We start from the raw sequence: 17354 nt of genomic DNA, 5'->3' as shown, positions 1-17354 counted from the left end.
AAGTAAGATCCCTTAGAGATGATGAGGTTGATAGGTCTGGTGTGGAAGCGTGGTAACACGTGAAGCTGACAGATACTAATCGATCGAGGACTTAACCAAAATATAAAAAGCGAGGCGACTGTATAGTTTCGACAAGCGCTGGAACTCATGAATGAGAAGTCCAAAAGACTTCGACTGAGTGAGTGAAGCGACCTCGAGAAACTAGGAGCCGCAGCTGGACTATTAAATGTATGTGATTGTCGTTATCTAGTTTTGAAGGAACGATGTTCCTTTAATTTAATAACTTGTCTGGTAATGATGGCGAAGAGGCCACACCCGTTCCCATACCGAACACGGAAGTTAAGCTCTTCAGCGCCGATGGTAGTTGGGGGCTGTCCCCCTGTGAGAGTAGGACGTTGCCAGGCAAACAAAAAAAGAGATTAGCCATATGGCTAGTCTCTTTTTTTCATATTTTCTTTCTAAACTTTGAAATTCAATACTTAATCTTCGAAGTATGAAAGTACCTTTTGGTTTTGAATTTTCATTTCTTCTTCATTATAAGGATTTTGATCTAAAGCTGTTTTAGGATCAGAATCCATTTTGGCAACAATTTTTGGAGAAGTTGACGGCTCAGCATACAAACGGTTAGAAGTATTTATTTTAGACATGTTTTTTTCTTCATCATTATGCATTGCTATCACCTCTGTCTTAAGGTATGTTGTTTCGAATAAATTATTCAGTTGAAGATGTAGTTGATATCTTATCTATATAATTAATATCAGCTACCCAGTTTGTCATTAAATCTTTATACCTGTTTAGGTGTTCGTCAACATTTTGTAATTGTTCATTAGTTAATGATGCCATTGGTAAAATTCTAAAGTTTTTGAAACCTGGTGCATGTGTATATGTTGGAATAAATGTTGGTTCTTTTAATGAAATATCTATTTTTTTACCAACTACTTTTTTCTCAACATCAATTTGTAAAATTCCGCCTACTAGTTGGTCCACGCCATACATGGCAGATATAAAGTTGCCAAGTGAATAAGCGACAAAGGTCTTCTTTCCATCTGGTCGGTTTATCCATTGCACAGGTTGTAGGACATGAGGGTGGTGGCCAATAACAATATCAACACCTTCTTTTGCTAGAAACTCTGCCAAATCAATTTGATAATTATTCGGCATAAGTTCATATTCATTTCCAAAATGCATTGATACGATTGTTACATCACTATTTTGTTTTGCTTCGTTAATGTCTTTTTTCATCTTATCTTTATTTATCAAATTGACTAAATAATCTTTGCCCTTAGGAACGGGTATTCCGTTTGTTCCATATGTATAAGAAAGGAAAGAGAATTTTATATCATTTTTATTCATATATCTTATTTGTTGACTATCTTCTTTTGAAATATATGCCCCTGTATAAGTGATATCTAATGCATTCCAATGGTTTATTGCATTTTTAATGGCAACTTCTCCACGGTCTAATGTATGATTGTTTGCAAGTGTGACTACATCTACTCCGACATATTTTAGGGCATCCCCAACCTCAAAAGGGCTATTGAAACGAGGATAAGAAGATAAACCGATATCAGTACCACCGATCATCGTTTCTTGGTTAGCAATTGTTATGTCAGCGGACTCTAAGTAATGTTTTACTGGTTCAAACATCGGTCTAAAATCATAACCACCATCAGCAGTCTTTGCATCATAATAGACAACATTATGAATGAGAATGTCACCAATCGCTGCTATTTTAACGGTCGATATTTTAGGTAGTAATTGTTCTTTGTTAACATAATATAATTCTTTCGTTGTATGATGGTATACATATCTTTCCGAGTTATTTGGCTGATATGTTATAAATATAATTCCAAAAATGCCTATAATGATAAATACGATAATTGTTATTTTCTTCATGAGTAGGTCTCTCCTAGCAATTTTATTATGTATGAATAAAAATAGATATATGTACAATACTACCATTATATAGAAGTATTGAGGAGATGTTTTTATGACGAAAAGAAAAACGCAACGTAAAGCTGCTCTTACAAATAATCAAACACCGACAGAGAGTTTAAGAGAACATCATGATCCAGGAAAAGATACTTACACAAGAGAAAAAGAAAGAAGAGATGAGTAGTAAAAATACGCCAATTAGGCGTATTTTTTTGTGATAATTCATAAGATGCCTCTACGTTAAATTGTTTATATTTTTGATTAACTGGTGTAATCCTTTATTCTTTATTTCCATTTCTTTTAAATTAAGTTTCAGATGATTTTCACCTTTAATCCTATTTATAACTTCCCCCATCGTAAATGTACTTGGATTTAATTGTCTTGTTACTTCAGACCATTGTAATGGGGTAGAAACAAGAGCATCTTCATTTCCCCTAACAGAATATGGAGCTATAATTGTTTTTCCTTCTGCATGTTGAATGAAATCCACATAAAGTCTTTCCTTTCTATTCTTTTTAAGCCTTTCAATTGTAAACCATTTAGGTTCTTTATTAACTAAGTAAGACGCTATAAAAGCAGTAAATACCTTTGTTTCTTCATATGTAAATGAATTTGATAGGAGAGGAATAAGAATTTGCATTCCTTTGTTTCCTGATGTCTTTATATATGAAACAATATTTAACTTTTCAAGGATCTCTTTAATTATTAGAGCTGCCTCAATAGCTAACAAAAAGTGATCTCGAGAGGGAGGGTCTAAATCAAACACAATTTCTCTAGGTCCATTTTCATCAAATTGTTGAAATGGAATGTGATATTCAATTGCTCCTTGATTTCCTAACCATATTAATGTTTCTAGGTTAGAGCATAAAATATAATTCTTTCCATCATCCATTTTTGTTTCCACAAAGTCGGGTGTATACTCGGGACTGTTTTTTTGAAAAAAGGCTTCATTTTGTACACCGTTTGGGTAACGAATAACTGTTAATAAACGCTTTCTCAAATAAGGTAATAGCAAGGGGGATACTGTAATTAAATAATTGATATATTCACTTTTTGTTATTGAAGGCCATAGTTTTTTCATCGGATTAGTGATTGCTACTTCTTGGTCATTAATAGTCAGTTTGATGCGTTCATTTTTAGAAGCTCCCATGTGCATTCCTCCACAGGTTCATTTAATTCAAATGAGACAAATCGTGGCTCTCTTAACGTTCCGTTTTGTAAGCCGATGATATTTAAAACAACGACTATCCTTGCTTCCATTAGGACAGAGTTATTTTTCTTTGTAATTGCATTTCGATCGATAATGGTCTTTAGGGCAAGTTGTTGATCTGGAGTTAATCCATGAATAAAGGAACCAACATTCATTATCTTATTTTCATTATAGACACTGGCAATAAAATAACCGTTATCTATGTGATAACCAGTAACTATTATTTTTACTTTTTTATAATTTTTAATTTTTTTCCATAATTCTGTTCGTTTTCCTGGTATCCATTTACTTGAAGTATGTTTAGCGATAACTCCTTCATGGTTTTGGGATACTACTTTATTCCATAAAATTTTGAAGTTCTCTTCTTGTTTTATCACTGATAAAAACTTTCCATATACATCAATTTGTGAAAAATAGGATATTAGCTTTCGCTTTCTTTCTATATAATTAAGATCTAATGTTTTTTCATTATTAAAATATAGTAAGTCAAAAGCAAGAAAAGTAGCTGGATGATCCTTTGCGGCAGCTACCCTTTTAGTTTCGTTTTTAAGTCGACCTCTATATTGAATGGCATCAAAGTTTGGTACACCGTTTTGGTCCAAACAACATAGTTCGCCATCTAGGACAAAAGAGTTGTTAGCAAAACCCTTAGTAAACAGTACTTGTAGCTGCTTTAATTCAGGAAAGTAGTAACCCAAATCTTTCCCATTTCGACTGTATAATATTAGATTCTCTTGATCCCAATGTAATTGACAGCGAAACCCATCATATTTTATTTCGAAGTGCCACTCTGAACCTTTTGGAACAAGATTTGTAAGAGTAGGAAGAATTGGTTTTATGAATGACATTATTCACCTGACACTGCCTTCTTTTTTCTTATTTTCTTTTTCTTTTTAGGTGTCGTTTCATCTATACTTGCTTGCAAGGCATCCATTAAATCAATAATATTTGTTTCTGGTTCTTGATGAGGTGTACTATACTCTTGATTTTTCATTTTACTTTCAATTAAGTCCATTAAACCTGTACGGTATTCATCTGTATACTTATCTGGGTTAAATTCTGTCGTTAATTGTTCCACTAACGTTTTGGCCATATTTAACTCTCTTTCATCTACTTCCAATTGTTCTGAAAAATTAGGAATATGTTCAATATTTCTAACTTCATCTGGCCAATGAATCGTTTCGAGTAATAATCCGTTTTTATACCCACGGACTACGGCCAATTGTTGTTTTGACCGTATGGTAATTTTTGCAATTCCTATTTTTCCAGTCTCTTCTATTGCTTTCTTTAGCAAACTATATGGTTTTTCACCGTTTTCATTAGGACCAATAAAATAAGATTTATTATAGAAGATTGGATCAATTTCCTCAATCGAGACAAAATCGATGATTTCAACTCGTTTACTTGATGTATTTGTTAACTCTTTAATGTCCTCAGGATCTACAATTACATATTTGCCTGGTTCATATTCATAGCCTTTAACAATATCATCTTGGTTTATTTCTTTATCACAGACAGCGCAAACTTTTTCATACTTAATAGGATTTTTACATTCTTTATGAAGCGAGCGGAATTTAATATCCTTGTCTTCTGTTGCAGCAAATAATTTAATCGGAATATGGACGAGTCCAAAACTAATTGATCCTTTCCACATTGTATGCATAATCTCACACCTTATCATAAGTTTACCTTTAGTGTTTGTACAACATTTGTTATACATACATTTAAAGCAGGTAAAACATTTAAATATAGATCTCTTTTTGTAACAGGAGTACTTTTGTACTTCTTTTTTTCCGCTTTTTTATCAATGAATTGAAAAAAATAGTGGTTATACCCATACACTTAAGGCATTGTGTCAATAAGATATGGGGAGTAGGTAATGTTTGGATAGTGTTATTACTACACGTAGGTATTTTTTTGCTAAATAGAAGATTGAAGAAAAAACCACATATGAACAACGTGGTAGAAAGGATTGAAAAATGGAGGAAATTATTCAATTTAAATATATTCTTTTAGTATTAAAGAAAAGGTGGAAGTTAGTCTCATTGACAACAATACTATTCACTTTTTGTACAGCTTTATATTGTATCTTTTTCATTACGCCAATATATGAAGCAGAAACTGAACTATTAGCAAGTGAGACGGATCCTGTCACAGGGCAATTTGCAGGTGATATAGAAACAAGCATTTTACTTATCGATACGTACCAGATTATTATTAAAAGTCCAGCAATTTTAGATAAAGTTGCTAAAAAGTTAGGAAATCAAACAACAAGAAGCGAACTATCCGAAAAGGTTGATGTAAAAAAGATTAACCATTCGCAAGTGTTTACTATTGCAGTTCAAGATACAGACCCAAATAGAGCTGCGTTAATAGCAAATTTAGTAACGGAAACATTTCTAGAAGAAACTGAAATTATCTTCGGAAATAAAAATGTGAAAATCCTGACGCCAGCTTCCATTAGTAATCATGGAGAACCAATTAAACCTAATATAAAGCTAATCACTTTAATAACATTTTTTTTAGTGTTACTTCTTGTTTTAACATTTGCTTTTATTATTGAGGTATTGAACGTAAAGTTTCAAAACATTAATGAAGTATACGAGGATATGAATATTAAAGTAATTGGCCATATTTCACATTTTGACGCCTTTATCATTAACGAAAAAGATAAAGAGGGTGAAAGTTAATGAAACATTTCGATGAACGTTTTTTAAAGATGGCAACAGTTTGGAAACCAAATTCTCCAGCAGCCGAATCTTTCAAAGCTATTCGAGCTACCATTGATGTGATGAATATCCATGGACATAAATCAATTCTAATTACGAGTACTAAAGAGGGAGAGGGAAAATCTCTTATTGCAGCAAACTTAGCAACCGCCTTTGCTCAAAGTGGAAAAAACACAATTTATATTGATTGTAACCTTAGAAAACCAGCCGGACACTTAGCATTTCATTTGTCTAATAAAGAAGGATTAACAAATTTTTTACTTGGTGAAAGTAAATTAACAAGCATTATACAAAAAGCTGATATTGATAAGCTTTATGTTATTACCGCTGGTTCGATCGTATCTAATCCGGCAGAATTAATAGCATCGAGGAGATTAAAATTATTAATTGAAAAATTAACTGCAAAGGCAGATTATGTTATAGTCGATAGTCCTTCTTTAACTGTTGCAGATTCCACTTCCTTGGCAGCTATTTCAGATGCATCATTGCTGGTAGTTAATATTAATAAGTGCACTAAAAATGAAGTGCGCAAGGCAAGTAACCAGTTAAATTTATCCAGTAATCATGTCTTAGGTATCGTAGGGAATGAGTGATTATTGTAGGTATAATTGTACTTATACTTACAATTGTGAAGGGAGCGTTATACTATGAAGCGTTTATTTGATTTTTCAATTGCTCTTATTCTCAGTATCGTTTTATCACCGGTCATGTTACTGATTGCACTTGCAATTAAAATAATAATAGGCTCACCAATTTTGTTTAAGCAGGTTAGACCTGGAAAAAATGGTGTACCGTTCACAATTTATAAGTTTAGAACTATGACAAATGAAACAGATAAATTTGGTGAGCTATTACCAGATGATAGGCGGTTAACTAAACTTGGAAAGTTAATGAGGAAAATGAGCATAGATGAATTACCACAATTAATCAATGTACTAAAAGGAGATATCAGTTTGGTTGGTCCTAGACCATTATTATTAGAGTACTTACCAAGGTACAATGAAGAACAAGCAAGACGTCATGATGTTAGACCAGGAATTACTGGTTGGGCTCAAGTGAACGGACGAAATCTATTAAGTTGGGAAGAAAAATTTAAACTAGATGTGTGGTACGTAGACAATCAAAGTTTCTTACTAGATCTTAAAATACTTCTATTAACTATAAAAACAGTTTTATTTTCTGAAGGAATTTCACATGAAGGGCATGCGACAATGCCTATATTTTTAGGAAGTAATGAAGGGAAGGAGATTATGGAGAAAAATATGACGACAAAAGAGAATTTATTGAAAAAAATCACAAAGCGTCAAGCTAAAATAGGTATAGTTGGCCTTGGTTATGTTGGGCTTCCTCTAGCAGTAGAGTTGGCGAAACAAAACTTTTCTGTGGTTGGTATAGAACTAAATAAAAGAAAAGTTGCAGGTGTCAATGAAGGGAAAAATTATATCTCAGATGTTGAAGACGAAGAACTAATTACTGTTGTTAATAATGGAAAACTAAAAGCTGTTGATCATTTTGAAATCGTAAAAGATTTAGATGTTATTATTATTTGTGTGCCGACGCCTTTAACAAAAAACTTAACTCCAAATTTAGAATATGTTGAAGAAGTCAGTAAAAGTATTGCGAAACATTTAAAAAGAGGACAATTAATTTGTCTTGAGTCAACAACATATCCTGGGACGACAGAGGAGGTATGTTTACCTTTATTAGAAAAATCGACCTTAAAAGTAGAGGAGGATTTTTACTTAGCTCATACACCTGAAAGAGTTGACCCAGGTAATAAAAGCTTCTCCACAAAAAGTACAAATAAAATAATTGGTGGAGTCGGGAAAAATTCAAATGAACTGGCAAAAATATTATATGAGCAAGTAATTGACCATGTAATTACAATGTCGAGTGCGAAAGCGGCTGAGTTAGTAAAAGTGTATGAAAATACATTCCGTGCCGTAAATATTGGATTGGTTAATGAGCTAACCTTACTTTGCGACAAAATGAACTTAAATGTTTGGGAGGTATTAGACGGGGCATTTACAAAGCCATTTGGAATTATGCCATTCTATCCTGGCCCAGGAGTAGGAGGCCATTGCATTCCGATTGACCCGCATTATTTAGAATGGAAAGCAAAAGAACTTAATTTTAATACACAATTTATTTCACTCGCAGGAGAAATAAATAGAAAAATGCCAGAGTTTGTTCGTGACAGAGCGATGCGAATTTTAAACAAAAAAGGTATCACTTTATCAAAAGCAAAAGTATTGATTGTCGGGGTTGCTTATAAGAAGGATATAAGCGATTACAGGGAATCACCTGCTCTTCAACTAATTAAACTTCTTCAAAAAGAAAATGCTTCGGTCATGTACCACGACCCGAATGTACCACAAATATTTTCTCCGGGAATATCGCTCTCATCTACACCACTTACCGTTTATAACATATCAAAACAGGATTTAATTATCATTACAACAGACCATAGTAATGTCGATTATGAAAAAATAGTTGAAAATGCTTCTTCTGTATTTGATACGAAGAATATCACAAAATCAATGCCAAAGGAATATTTAAATAATAAGGTGACGCTACTATGATAAAAATTGCTGTAATTGGTGCTGGTGCATGGGGAATTAACCATGTAAAAACATTTTATAAACTTGGTGCATTAGGTGCTGTAGTTGAACCGGATGAGGCTTTACAGCGTAAGCTAAAAAATGAGTATCCAAACATTCCTACTTATTCAAATATGGATCATGTTCTTACTGATAAAAGTATAAAAGGTGTTGTCATTGCAACGCCGGTTAATACTCATTTCGTATTGGCAAAAAAAGCACTTGAAGCAGGTAAGGATGTTTTGGTGGAGAAGCCGTTTACACTTTCGAGTTCCGAAGGTGAAAAACTAGTTAAAGTTGCGGAAAAGCGTAATCTTATTTTAATGGTAGGTCATTTACTTTTATACCAACCGGCAATTCAATTTATCAAAAATTATATAAAAAGAGGTAAGCTCGGTGAAGTAAAAAGTATCCATCAACAAAGGACCAAGCTAGGGAAAGTTAGATCTTTTGAAAATGTTCTCTGGAGTTTTGCTGTTCATGACATAGCGGTAATACTTTATTTATTTGAAAAACATCCTCAGGTTATAACTTCAAAGAGTCAATCAATTCTTCAGGAAGATATAGCGGATGATGTTTACTTGCATTTAGGTTTTTCTAATAACCTCTCAGTAAATATGCATATCTCGTGGTATTACCCTGAGGATATAAGGAAAATGATCATTGTTGGAAGAGAAGGGATGCTCGTTTACAACGAACATGACCAGAGCGTCATCCTACATCGAAAAACAGTTAGTGATGATTTAGAGAATATTGATAAAGGAAAGAAAGTTTTGTTTATCGGTGATAGTAATCCATTGAAATTAGAATGTAATCATTTCTTAAGTTGTATATCGAATCGCTCAAATCCTTTATCTGATGGACAAAATGGGGTAGAGGTTATTCAATTACTTGAAAAAACACATCAAGAAATTAGGCAACAAAATAATAGATTTCGATTATTAGGAAATTAACTATATCGTGAATTAAGTAGGAGGAGGACGAAAGAAAATGGAGATCCCACCATTTACTTTAGAGAGTGAAATAGAAGAATTAAAAACAGAGATAAATTCTGCTATAAATAATGTCCTACAGTCTGGGCAATTTATTATGGGGAAAAATGTGAAAATGTTAGAGAAAGAGATTGCCAGTTATTTAGGAACAAAACATGCTGTAGCAGTTAATTCAGGAACTGATGCATTAGTTATCGCTTTACAAGCTGCTGGAATAAAAAAAGGGGATGAAGTAATAACAACTCCATTTACTTTTTTTGCCACTGCAGAAGCCATTCATGCTATTGGTGCACAACCAATTTTTGTTGATATAGATGAGAAAACTTTCAATATTAATCCAAATGAAATAGAAAGTGTTATAACAAGTAAAACAACTGCAATATTACCTGTTCATTTGTATGGTCAAAGTGCAAATATGACAGAAATAATGACTATTGCGTATAAGCACAAACTAAAAGTAATAGAAGATGTAGCTCAAGCGTTTGGAGCGACTTATAAAGGTAAAAAATTAGGGTCGATTGGAGAGGCCGGCTGTTTATCATTTTTTCCTACAAAAAACTTAGGGTGTTATGGAGACGGTGGAATGATTGTTACAAATAATGATGAATTAGCAGAGAAAGCAGCTATGCTAAGATCACATGGCTCTAAGGAAAAATATCATCATGAAATGCTAGGGTACAATTCTAGATTAGATGAAATTCAAGCGGCAATACTGCGCGTAAAACTTCCTTATATTGATAAATGGAATAACGCTCGGCGATCGGTAGCGTTAAATTACCAAAAGCTTTTAGGACATATTAACGAGATTACATTACCATATGAAGATGATGATTGTTACCATGTCTATCATCAATATACTACGAAGATTAGCAATGAAAAACGTGATATTGTAAAGGATTATTTAACGAAATCCAATATAGGATCAATGATTTATTACCCAATCCCAGTTCACCAACTGAACATCTATTCAAATAATAAAAAAATGATTATTAACTCTGAAAAGCTAACAAAGGAAGTCCTGTCACTACCGATTTGGCCACAAATGACATATGATAAGCAAGTATTCATTGCTGAAAAATTACAAGAAGTGTTGAAATAGCATGAAATGGAAGAATCTAATTCCTAAAGGAAAATTTGCTAAAAATGTAGGTGTCTTAGCTGGAGGTACTGCTTTTTCTCAATTAATAATTATTTTGTCTACACCTATATTAACGAGAATTTATTCACCAGAAGAATTTGGTGTTTACTCTGTATATTTATCTATTTTGTCAATCCTTGTTGTCATAGGTTCTTTATTATATGAGATGGCTATTCCACTTCCCCTTCCCAATAATAATAAAGAAGCAATTAACGTATTAGCATTATGTTTTATTCTTATTCTCCTATTTAGCATTCTCCATTTCTCCATTTTCACTTTATTTGCGGAAAATATTGCTTACTTTTTAAATACACCCACTTTAGCAGGAGCTCTTTGGCTCATTCCAATTGCATTTATTGGTGGATCTACCTTTCAAGCTGTTCATTACTGGTCTATCAGAACGGAAACATTTAAAAACATTTCAATAACAAAGTTAAATCAATCGACAATTCAAGTACTATCACAAATAATACTAGGTTTTAATAAATTGGGGAAAACAGGCTTACTTATCGGTGATGTCATTGGTAGATTAGTAGCGGGCATAACCATCACAATCTTATCATTCCGCCACGAGAAAGCATTGTTGAAGGAAGTGTCTTGGCATCAAATACGAAAAACTGCGAGTAGATATCGTAGGTTTCCAATGTTATCGAGTGGTTCAGCACTATTAAATAGTGTAAGCCTTCAATTACCAGCTTTATTGTTAACCGCTTTTTATGGCCCAATTGTTGTTGGGTTATATATTTTAGCTCAGCGAATTTTAGGGCTGCCTATCGCTATTATTGGTGGTGCTGTTTCTGAAGTCTACCTAGCCGAAGCTTCAAAGATTAATAAGTCGGATGAACGAGCAATTCGCCACCTCTTTTGGAAAACATTTAAATCTATTGCGCTTATATCTGTTGTATTTATTACTACTTTAGCGGTATTTGCTCCTCCCCTTTTTGCCTTTGTTTTTGGAGACGAATGGAAGCAAGCAGGTGTTTATTTGCAACTTCTTGCCATTATGTATTTCTTTCAATTTGTTTCTGCACCTGTTGGCTCTAACATTCCAGTTTTTGAAAGGCAGGATTTCCACCTTTATCGTGAAGTTATAAGGATCCTCTTACTTCTAATAACTTTAGTATTTGCCAACTGGCTAAATGTCACTGCAACTACAGCTATATTAATGTTAAGTATTGCCGGTACTTTTGGGTACATCATTCATACATTTTTTTCATGGTATGCAATGGAACGGCATTTTTCTTTAAAAAATAAGGAGCAAAATAATGAATATTGATGAATTCAACAAAAGTAAGAGTCCACTCTTATTAGAAGGGTGGCTTGAATTTAACAAGTTAAAGTGGGCGGTTGCACCATTTAAACTTAATTGGTCATTAGAGGGAAAGGCATTTCCTAATGTAAAAACTGTGTGGTACTTAAATAAACGTGGAAAGATTATTCTTCCACCTTTAAATCCATATATTGGCCTAGAATTTAGTACAACGAATACGCAAAAAATATATAACATTTATAACCAATGGATAAAGGTCTCTGATTATCTTTCAGGGGAAATGAAGAAAAGAAGATTAGCAAATATGTTGATGTTACCACCAGGAATTGAAGATAGTAGATCTTGGATTTGGAATAGATTTCATGTAGGAGTTAAATATACGTATAAAATAAAATTTCCTTATGAAATACACTTGGCCCAAACTGAAGTTAGAACGAATATAAGAAAAGCAATTAAAAGAGGATTTGTTGCTGAACGATCTAATAACCTTAAGGATGTTTATAACTGTTTATTAGATACAGAAAAGAGGCAATCCTTCTCTCATAATCTATCATTAGAAGATTTAAATTTATTATTTGATTTATTAGGAGAAAACCACTTAAGAACTTACTTATGTTACGCACCTAATGGTGAAGTGGCAAGTGCTACAATTTGTTTACATCGAGATGACGGATATGCAATTGGGTGGATTAGAGGAACAAAAGAAGAATATCTCACATCAGGTGCAGCTGTTTATTTAGATCAAGTTACGATTGATGACCTACAAAAAACAAAAGCTAAAGGAATTGATTTTTGCGGAGCAAATATTCGCAACATTGCTAAAGCAAAACGGAAATGGGGAGGACATTTAGTTCCGTTCTATTCATTAGAAGAATATAGCCTCATAACTATGGCTAAAAATTTGCGAAACATGTGGCTATTTCGTAAGTAGTTAAGCAAATTGGAAGGAGTGATAGAATTGAAGATTTTAATTGTCTCTTACTTTTTTGCACCATATAATACGATTGGCGCAGTAAGGGTGACAAAAATGGTGAAATATTTAGAGAGACTTGGGCATGAAGTTCGAGTCATTTCAGCTATAGATCAGCCACTTCCGGCAAACTTAACTGTTGAAAGTAAGGAGAAAAATGTTATTCGAACAAAATATTTTTCAATAGCTAAATATTTTCAATTTCTATTTGGTGGAAAAAAATCAATTGAAACAAAAGGATATCAGCTACCTTCGAAGGGGTGGATACAAAAGGTAGCATCGTTATATAAAACAATTTTTCATTTCCCAGATGGACAAATTGGTTGGTACCCATATGCATTGCGTGCTGGTAAAAAACTGACAAAGCGATGGAAACCTGATGTAATTGTAGCTAGTGGAGGCCCATTTACAAGTTTTTTAGTAGCAAAAAAGCTAGCAAAATATAATTCCATACCTTGGGTAGCTGATTTACGAGATTTATGGGTTGATAATGCGAACTATAATTATCCAACAATTAGAAAGTTATTAGAATCAATCTTGGAAAAGCGAACGTTAACAACAGCATCTGCTCTTATAACGATTTCAGAACCTTTAGCAAATAAGTTGCGTAATAAGTTCGATTCAAAAATAGAAGTTATTATGAACGGATATGACGAAGAAGATTTTCCAAAGCAAACAAAAAATTCTTCATCTAGAACAGGGAAATTACAAATTGTATACACTGGTATGGTCTATGAAGGATACCAAGATGTGACACCGTTATTTGAAGTGTTAGCTAAAAATAAAAAAATAGCTGACGAAGTTGAAGTCCATTTTTATGGTAGAAATCTGGAATTTATAAATAATCTTCGCAACAAGTTTGGATTACAAGATTATATTAAAATTTTCGATCCTGTATCCCATAGTAAAGTTTTAGAGATTCAAGCTCAAGCAGATATCTTATTGCTTTTACTTTGGAATGATGAAACAGAAAAAGGCATTTACACCGGTAAACTATATGAATATATTGGTGCAAGAAGACCAATATTAGCAGTTGGAAATGGGGAGAATGTTGCCGGAGATTTGATTAGAAATACGAATCGTGGATTTGTAAGTAATGAAGCCGGACAAATATTCAGGCAATTAAATAATTGGATTCGAGATAAAAAGAAATCAAGGATTGAGGATTTACCACTTTTAATTAGTTGTAATTTAACTAGAAAAGAACAAACTTACCAACTGGTTTCCTTATTAGAGAAGGTATTAAGTGATAGTTATGAATAATATTAGAAATGGCATTAGTAAATATGGAATTACTGGACTATTGATTGTTTTTTATTTGTTTTTATTACCAATACAATTTCGAACTCCCTTCGGAATAAGATTTGCACCAGCAGATCTACTTTTTATAATGTTATTTGTCGTTACGATTACGAAACTACAAATTAGAAAATATACATTTTCCATATGGCATGCACTACTATTAGTCTCATTTTTAATCGCTACTTTAAATGGTGTCTTATCATCTGGAATTCTAACAAGATATGTATTAATCCAAAAAGACGTTGGATTAGTGGTCTTGTTCAGCTTATTCTTCATCTTCTGCCAATTCATAACGAATTGGGAACGAATGAGATGGGTCCTTACCTATTTAATTGGATGTATTACCTTTCATACGTTACTTGCCATTTTATTCTTTATCACTAGTCAATTAACAGGCATTACTTTCACTTGGGTGAATTCCTTTACTGGTCGACTTTCAGGAATGCTAATTGATCCAAACGCATTTGGTGGGTTATTAGTCGTCATCTTTACCATTCACATTACCTCGTTATACTCTAAGAACCCTCTTTTTAGTAAGCGAATGGCTTATACAGTAACGTACACCTTATTGGTTGGAATTATTCTAACCTTTTCAAGGTCTGCATGGCTTGCACTTTCAATTGTCTTACTAATACAAGCGTTGAGAAACCCAATTTACATTCTTCGAATAGCCTTTATTTCTACTATTTCTTTAGTTGCTATCATACTAATCGCTGGTTCTGATTACTTACAAGAAATTATTTGGTTAGCTACGAGATCCTCTCAAATTGATACAAGACTTACAATTATTAAAACAGGTCTTAATTTATTCAATGAATCTCCTTTGTTTGGTATAGGGCTAGGTGCAATTACGGAAAAGTATCATATTATTATTCATAATACGCCTGTCTGGATTTTAGTCGAATTCGGACTAATAGGGTTTACGATATTTTTATTATTTTTAGCTAATATCCTTTGGCGAGGAGCGATAGCTTTTCGCTTAACAAAAAAAGGAAATAAGCCACTTATCTATGGGTTAATGTTAGCGTTTATTGCAATGGCAGGTCTCTCTTTAGGAATTGAGGCATTATATCAAAGACATTGGTGGATCGTAATGGCCTGTATAAATTCGGCATTTATGATAGAAATATATAAAAAAGAGGGGAGGGAATAAATGAAAAAAATATTAATTGTAACGACGATTGAGTCGTTTGTTCGAGCATTTTTAATACCTCATATCGCACATTTGCAAAAGAAAGGGATAAAGGTTGAAATAGCAACTTGTTTAGACAAAAACTCAACATTAAGTCATGATTTAAGTGATGTAAAAATTCATCATATTCCATTTAGTAGAAATATATTTAGTCTTAAAAATATATTCGCCACGTTTAAATTATATCATTTTTTGAAATTGAATAACTTCCATTTAATTCACGTCCACACTCCAATTGCTTCTTTTATAACGCGGCTAGTCAACCTTTCAAAAAAAGTACCTCTAGTATATACAGCTCACGGCTTCCATTTTCATAAACAAGGTAGTAAATTAACAAACTTCATCTTTAAATTATCAGAATCAATTGCAGGTAAATGGCTTAATAAACTAATTGTTATAAATGATGAGGATTACAATCAAGCAATAACATTTATAAATCCTAAGAAAGTTCAATTAATACATGGCATAGGAATAGATATAAATAGATTTTTAAGCGAGACAGTATCGGCTAATAAAAAAGCTATCAAATCTAAACTAAAAATCCCAACCGAAAAAAAAGTTTTAATACATTTGGCAGAATTTAATAGAAACAAGAGTCAAATAGACCTCATTGAGGCAGCAAAAATAATGAAAGAAGTACGTCATGACTTTATCTTTCTGCTTGTAGGAGAAGGACATTTAAGAGAAAAAATGGAAACTATTATTGCCGAAGAAAAATTATCAAACTATGTTAAGACACTAGGGTTCCGAACGGATATTGTAGATCTACTTTCAATTAGTACGATTGGTTTGAATGTATCACTTCGTGAAGGGTTACCCAGATCGATAATGGAAATGATGTTATTGAAATTGCCAGTTGTAGCTACTAACATTAGAGGTAATAGAGATTTGGTAAAACATAAGAAAAGTGGTTTCTTAGTACCGGTACAAAGCCCACAAGAGATAGCAAGATATTGCCAAGTATTACTAGATAACAGTGAAATGAGAAAAGCTTTTGGTCGGAATGGAAAAACCATTATTGAAAGTAATTATGGTTTAGATGAAGTATTAAAAGAGATAGATAAAGTATATGAGGAGGTAGGGTTATGAGGGTGTTAGTTACTGGAGGAGCAGGGTTTATTGGTTCGTACGTTACAAAAGGTTTATTAGATTTAGGATATGAAGTCGTTGTATTGGATAATTTCAGTTCCGGTGCAAAAAAAAATTTACCAACCTCTAATTTATTCAAAGTAATTGATGCAGACATTTGTGATCGGAAAAAATTACAGGATTTATATTCAGAAAGATTTGACGGGATTATTCATTTAGCAGCACAAGTTAGTGTGCCTGAGTCCGTGAAAAATCCTATGATAGATTCGCAGATTAATATAACTGGGACTTTAAATATGTTAGATTTAGCTAAAAATACAGGAGTTCAATCATTTGTATTTGCATCAACAGCAGCAGTTTATGGAAATCAAGTATCTGTTCCTATTCTAGAAAATTGTCAACTAAGCCCCGAAACACCTTATGGTATATCGAAATTAGCTTCCGAGTATTATATCCAATCGATTTGCAAACAACTTAATATAAACTATTGCATTTTAAGGTATGCCAATGTATATGGACCTAAACAAAGTGATAAAGGTGAAGGTGGAGTTATTAAAATATTTTCCGAACAGCTCCTAAATAATAGGAAATCTACAATTTATGGTAATGGATTGCAAACACGAGATTTTATCTTTGTAGAGGATGTCGCTAATGCCACAATCAAGGCACTAAATGGTAAAAATATAATTTTGAACGTAAGTACAAATAAGGAAGTTACAATTAATGATATTTATGACTTCATAAAAAAAGAATGCCAATCAAGCCTTGATCCAATATACACTAATGAACGTGAAGGAGACATTTTTAGAAGCTGTTTAAGCAACGATCTAATCAAAAAAGAATTAAGTTGGGCACCTTCGTTTGAAATGGAGCAGGGTGTTAAGCGTACTATTCAAGAGTTAACGGTACAAAAAAATGAGTGAGGAG

The 17354-nt window shown here is 33.0% G+C and carries 17 protein-coding genes and 2 rRNA genes; 14 read left to right on the top strand and 5 right to left on the bottom strand.

Features of this window, described 5'->3' with window-relative positions; genetic code table 11:
• Nucleotides 1–99 (top strand): 23S ribosomal RNA (locus CIB95_RS08560); the annotation flags it as partial.
• Between the two features lie 188 nt (nucleotides 100–287).
• Nucleotides 288–404 (top strand): 5S ribosomal RNA (gene rrf / locus CIB95_RS08555).
• Between the two features lie 75 nt (nucleotides 405–479).
• Here the strand turns inward: rrf and CIB95_RS08550 are convergent.
• Complete coding sequence (locus tag CIB95_RS08550; RefSeq protein WP_094924194.1) at nucleotides 480–671, bottom strand: hypothetical protein; 192 nt, start codon at nucleotides 669–671, stop codon at nucleotides 480–482.
• A gap of 40 nt (nucleotides 672–711) precedes the next feature.
• Complete coding sequence (locus CIB95_RS08545) at nucleotides 712–1896, bottom strand: CapA family protein (protein ID WP_094924192.1); 1185 nt, start codon at nucleotides 1894–1896, stop codon at nucleotides 712–714.
• Between the two features lie 94 nt (nucleotides 1897–1990).
• Between CIB95_RS08545 and CIB95_RS16505 the strand changes: the two genes are divergently transcribed.
• Nucleotides 1991–2119, top strand: a complete 129-nt coding sequence (locus CIB95_RS16505; protein ID WP_269844981.1) for a hypothetical protein — start codon at nucleotides 1991–1993, stop codon at nucleotides 2117–2119.
• 51 nt (nucleotides 2120–2170) lie between these two features.
• Here CIB95_RS16505 and ligD read toward each other — a convergent pair whose 3' ends face one another.
• Genes ligD through ku form a run of 3 tightly spaced genes read right to left on the bottom strand, consistent with a single transcriptional unit; the run spans nucleotide 2171 to nucleotide 4808 of the window.
• Complete coding sequence (gene ligD / locus CIB95_RS08540; RefSeq protein ID WP_158217589.1) at nucleotides 2171–3085, bottom strand: non-homologous end-joining DNA ligase; 915 nt, start codon at nucleotides 3083–3085, stop codon at nucleotides 2171–2173.
• The gene (locus CIB95_RS08535) at nucleotides 3052–3993 is read right to left on the bottom strand and encodes an ATP-dependent DNA ligase (protein WP_094924189.1); all 942 of its coding nucleotides are present in this window, start codon (nucleotides 3991–3993) and stop codon (nucleotides 3052–3054) included. Before CIB95_RS08535 ends, ligD begins: the two co-directional genes overlap by 34 nt.
• Nucleotides 3993–4808 (bottom strand): non-homologous end joining protein Ku, encoded by an 816-nt coding sequence (gene ku, locus CIB95_RS08530; protein WP_094924187.1) that lies wholly within the window; start codon nucleotides 4806–4808, stop codon nucleotides 3993–3995. The genes CIB95_RS08535 and ku overlap by 1 nt, the downstream gene beginning before the upstream one ends.
• A gap of 316 nt (nucleotides 4809–5124) precedes the next feature.
• Between ku and CIB95_RS08525 the strand changes: the two genes are divergently transcribed.
• The 11 genes from CIB95_RS08525 to CIB95_RS08475 are packed head-to-tail and all read left to right on the top strand — an operon-like array spanning nucleotide 5125 to nucleotide 17350.
• Nucleotides 5125–5835 carry a YveK family protein gene (locus CIB95_RS08525; protein WP_094924185.1) on the top strand — a complete coding sequence of 237 codons (711 nt, stop codon included), beginning with the start codon at nucleotides 5125–5127 and terminating at the stop codon, nucleotides 5833–5835.
• Nucleotides 5835–6467 (top strand): tyrosine-protein kinase family protein, encoded by a 633-nt coding sequence (locus tag CIB95_RS08520; RefSeq protein ID WP_094924183.1) that lies wholly within the window; start codon nucleotides 5835–5837, stop codon nucleotides 6465–6467. The genes CIB95_RS08525 and CIB95_RS08520 overlap by 1 nt, the downstream gene beginning before the upstream one ends.
• Nucleotides 6468–6521: 54 nt before the next feature.
• Nucleotides 6522–8456, top strand: coding sequence for a nucleotide sugar dehydrogenase (locus CIB95_RS08515; protein ID WP_094924181.1), 1935 nt, complete (start codon nucleotides 6522–6524; stop codon nucleotides 8454–8456).
• A complete protein-coding gene (locus CIB95_RS08510) occupies nucleotides 8453–9427 on the top strand; it encodes a Gfo/Idh/MocA family protein (RefSeq protein WP_094924179.1) in 975 nt (324 codons plus the stop codon). Before CIB95_RS08515 ends, CIB95_RS08510 begins: the two co-directional genes overlap by 4 nt.
• A gap of 37 nt (nucleotides 9428–9464) precedes the next feature.
• Nucleotides 9465–10565, top strand: a complete 1101-nt coding sequence (locus CIB95_RS08505; protein WP_094924177.1) for a DegT/DnrJ/EryC1/StrS family aminotransferase — start codon at nucleotides 9465–9467, stop codon at nucleotides 10563–10565.
• 1 nt (nucleotide 10566) lies between these two features.
• Nucleotides 10567–11880 carry an oligosaccharide flippase family protein gene (locus CIB95_RS08500; RefSeq protein ID WP_094924175.1) on the top strand — a complete coding sequence of 438 codons (1314 nt, stop codon included), beginning with the start codon at nucleotides 10567–10569 and terminating at the stop codon, nucleotides 11878–11880.
• On the top strand, nucleotides 11870–12805 hold the full coding sequence (locus CIB95_RS08495) for a GNAT family N-acetyltransferase (protein ID WP_094924173.1): 936 nt from the start codon (nucleotides 11870–11872) through the stop codon (nucleotides 12803–12805). Before CIB95_RS08500 ends, CIB95_RS08495 begins: the two co-directional genes overlap by 11 nt.
• 27 nt (nucleotides 12806–12832) lie before the next feature.
• Entirely contained in the window at nucleotides 12833–14107 is a 1275-nt protein-coding gene (locus tag CIB95_RS08490) for a glycosyltransferase family 4 protein (protein ID WP_094924171.1), read from the top strand.
• Nucleotides 14100–15299, top strand: coding sequence for an O-antigen ligase family protein (locus tag CIB95_RS08485; protein ID WP_233144093.1), 1200 nt, complete (start codon nucleotides 14100–14102; stop codon nucleotides 15297–15299). Before CIB95_RS08490 ends, CIB95_RS08485 begins: the two co-directional genes overlap by 8 nt.
• Nucleotides 15300–16427 (top strand): glycosyltransferase family 4 protein, encoded by a 1128-nt coding sequence (locus CIB95_RS08480; protein ID WP_094924168.1) that lies wholly within the window; start codon nucleotides 15300–15302, stop codon nucleotides 16425–16427.
• Nucleotides 16424–17350: an NAD-dependent epimerase/dehydratase family protein gene (locus tag CIB95_RS08475; RefSeq protein ID WP_094924166.1), complete on the top strand. Its 927-nt coding sequence runs from the start codon at nucleotides 16424–16426 to the stop codon at nucleotides 17348–17350. The genes CIB95_RS08480 and CIB95_RS08475 overlap by 4 nt, the downstream gene beginning before the upstream one ends.
• Nucleotides 17351–17354 lie beyond the last annotated feature (4 nt).

This window comes from Lottiidibacillus patelloidae (assembly GCF_002262935.1).
Lineage (GTDB): Bacteria > Bacillota > Bacilli > Bacillales > SA5d-4 > Lottiidibacillus > Lottiidibacillus patelloidae.
Note: the sequence above shows the minus strand (reverse complement) of the source record. Positions and strands in the feature narration are given on the sequence as shown.

Bases quoted from the DNA above. Each gene is read 5' to 3' on its own strand.
- CIB95_RS08500 (WP_094924175.1), top strand. From the start codon at position 10,567: ATGAAATGGAAGAATCTAATTCCTAAAGGAAAATTTGCTAAAAATGTA.
- ligD (WP_158217589.1), bottom strand. From the start codon at position 3,085: ATGGGAGCTTCTAAAAATGAACGCATCAAACTGACTATTAATGACCAA.
- CIB95_RS08525 (WP_094924185.1), top strand. From the start codon at position 5,125: ATGGAGGAAATTATTCAATTTAAATATATTCTTTTAGTATTAAAGAAA.
- CIB95_RS08495 (WP_094924173.1), top strand. From the start codon at position 11,870: ATGAATATTGATGAATTCAACAAAAGTAAGAGTCCACTCTTATTAGAA.
- CIB95_RS08485 (WP_233144093.1), top strand. From the start codon at position 14,100: ATGAATAATATTAGAAATGGCATTAGTAAATATGGAATTACTGGACTA.
- CIB95_RS08475 (WP_094924166.1), top strand. From the start codon at position 16,424: ATGAGGGTGTTAGTTACTGGAGGAGCAGGGTTTATTGGTTCGTACGTT.
- CIB95_RS08520 (WP_094924183.1), top strand. From the start codon at position 5,835: ATGAAACATTTCGATGAACGTTTTTTAAAGATGGCAACAGTTTGGAAA.
- CIB95_RS08505 (WP_094924177.1), top strand. From the start codon at position 9,465: ATGGAGATCCCACCATTTACTTTAGAGAGTGAAATAGAAGAATTAAAA.
- CIB95_RS08535 (WP_094924189.1), bottom strand. From the start codon at position 3,993: ATGTCATTCATAAAACCAATTCTTCCTACTCTTACAAATCTTGTTCCA.
- CIB95_RS08480 (WP_094924168.1), top strand. From the start codon at position 15,300: ATGAAAAAAATATTAATTGTAACGACGATTGAGTCGTTTGTTCGAGCA.
- CIB95_RS08515 (WP_094924181.1), top strand. From the start codon at position 6,522: ATGAAGCGTTTATTTGATTTTTCAATTGCTCTTATTCTCAGTATCGTT.
- CIB95_RS16505 (WP_269844981.1), top strand. From the start codon at position 1,991: ATGACGAAAAGAAAAACGCAACGTAAAGCTGCTCTTACAAATAATCAA.
- CIB95_RS08510 (WP_094924179.1), top strand. From the start codon at position 8,453: ATGATAAAAATTGCTGTAATTGGTGCTGGTGCATGGGGAATTAACCAT.
- CIB95_RS08550 (WP_094924194.1), bottom strand. From the start codon at position 671: ATGCATAATGATGAAGAAAAAAACATGTCTAAAATAAATACTTCTAAC.
- ku (WP_094924187.1), bottom strand. From the start codon at position 4,808: ATGCATACAATGTGGAAAGGATCAATTAGTTTTGGACTCGTCCATATT.
- CIB95_RS08545 (WP_094924192.1), bottom strand. From the start codon at position 1,896: ATGAAGAAAATAACAATTATCGTATTTATCATTATAGGCATTTTTGGA.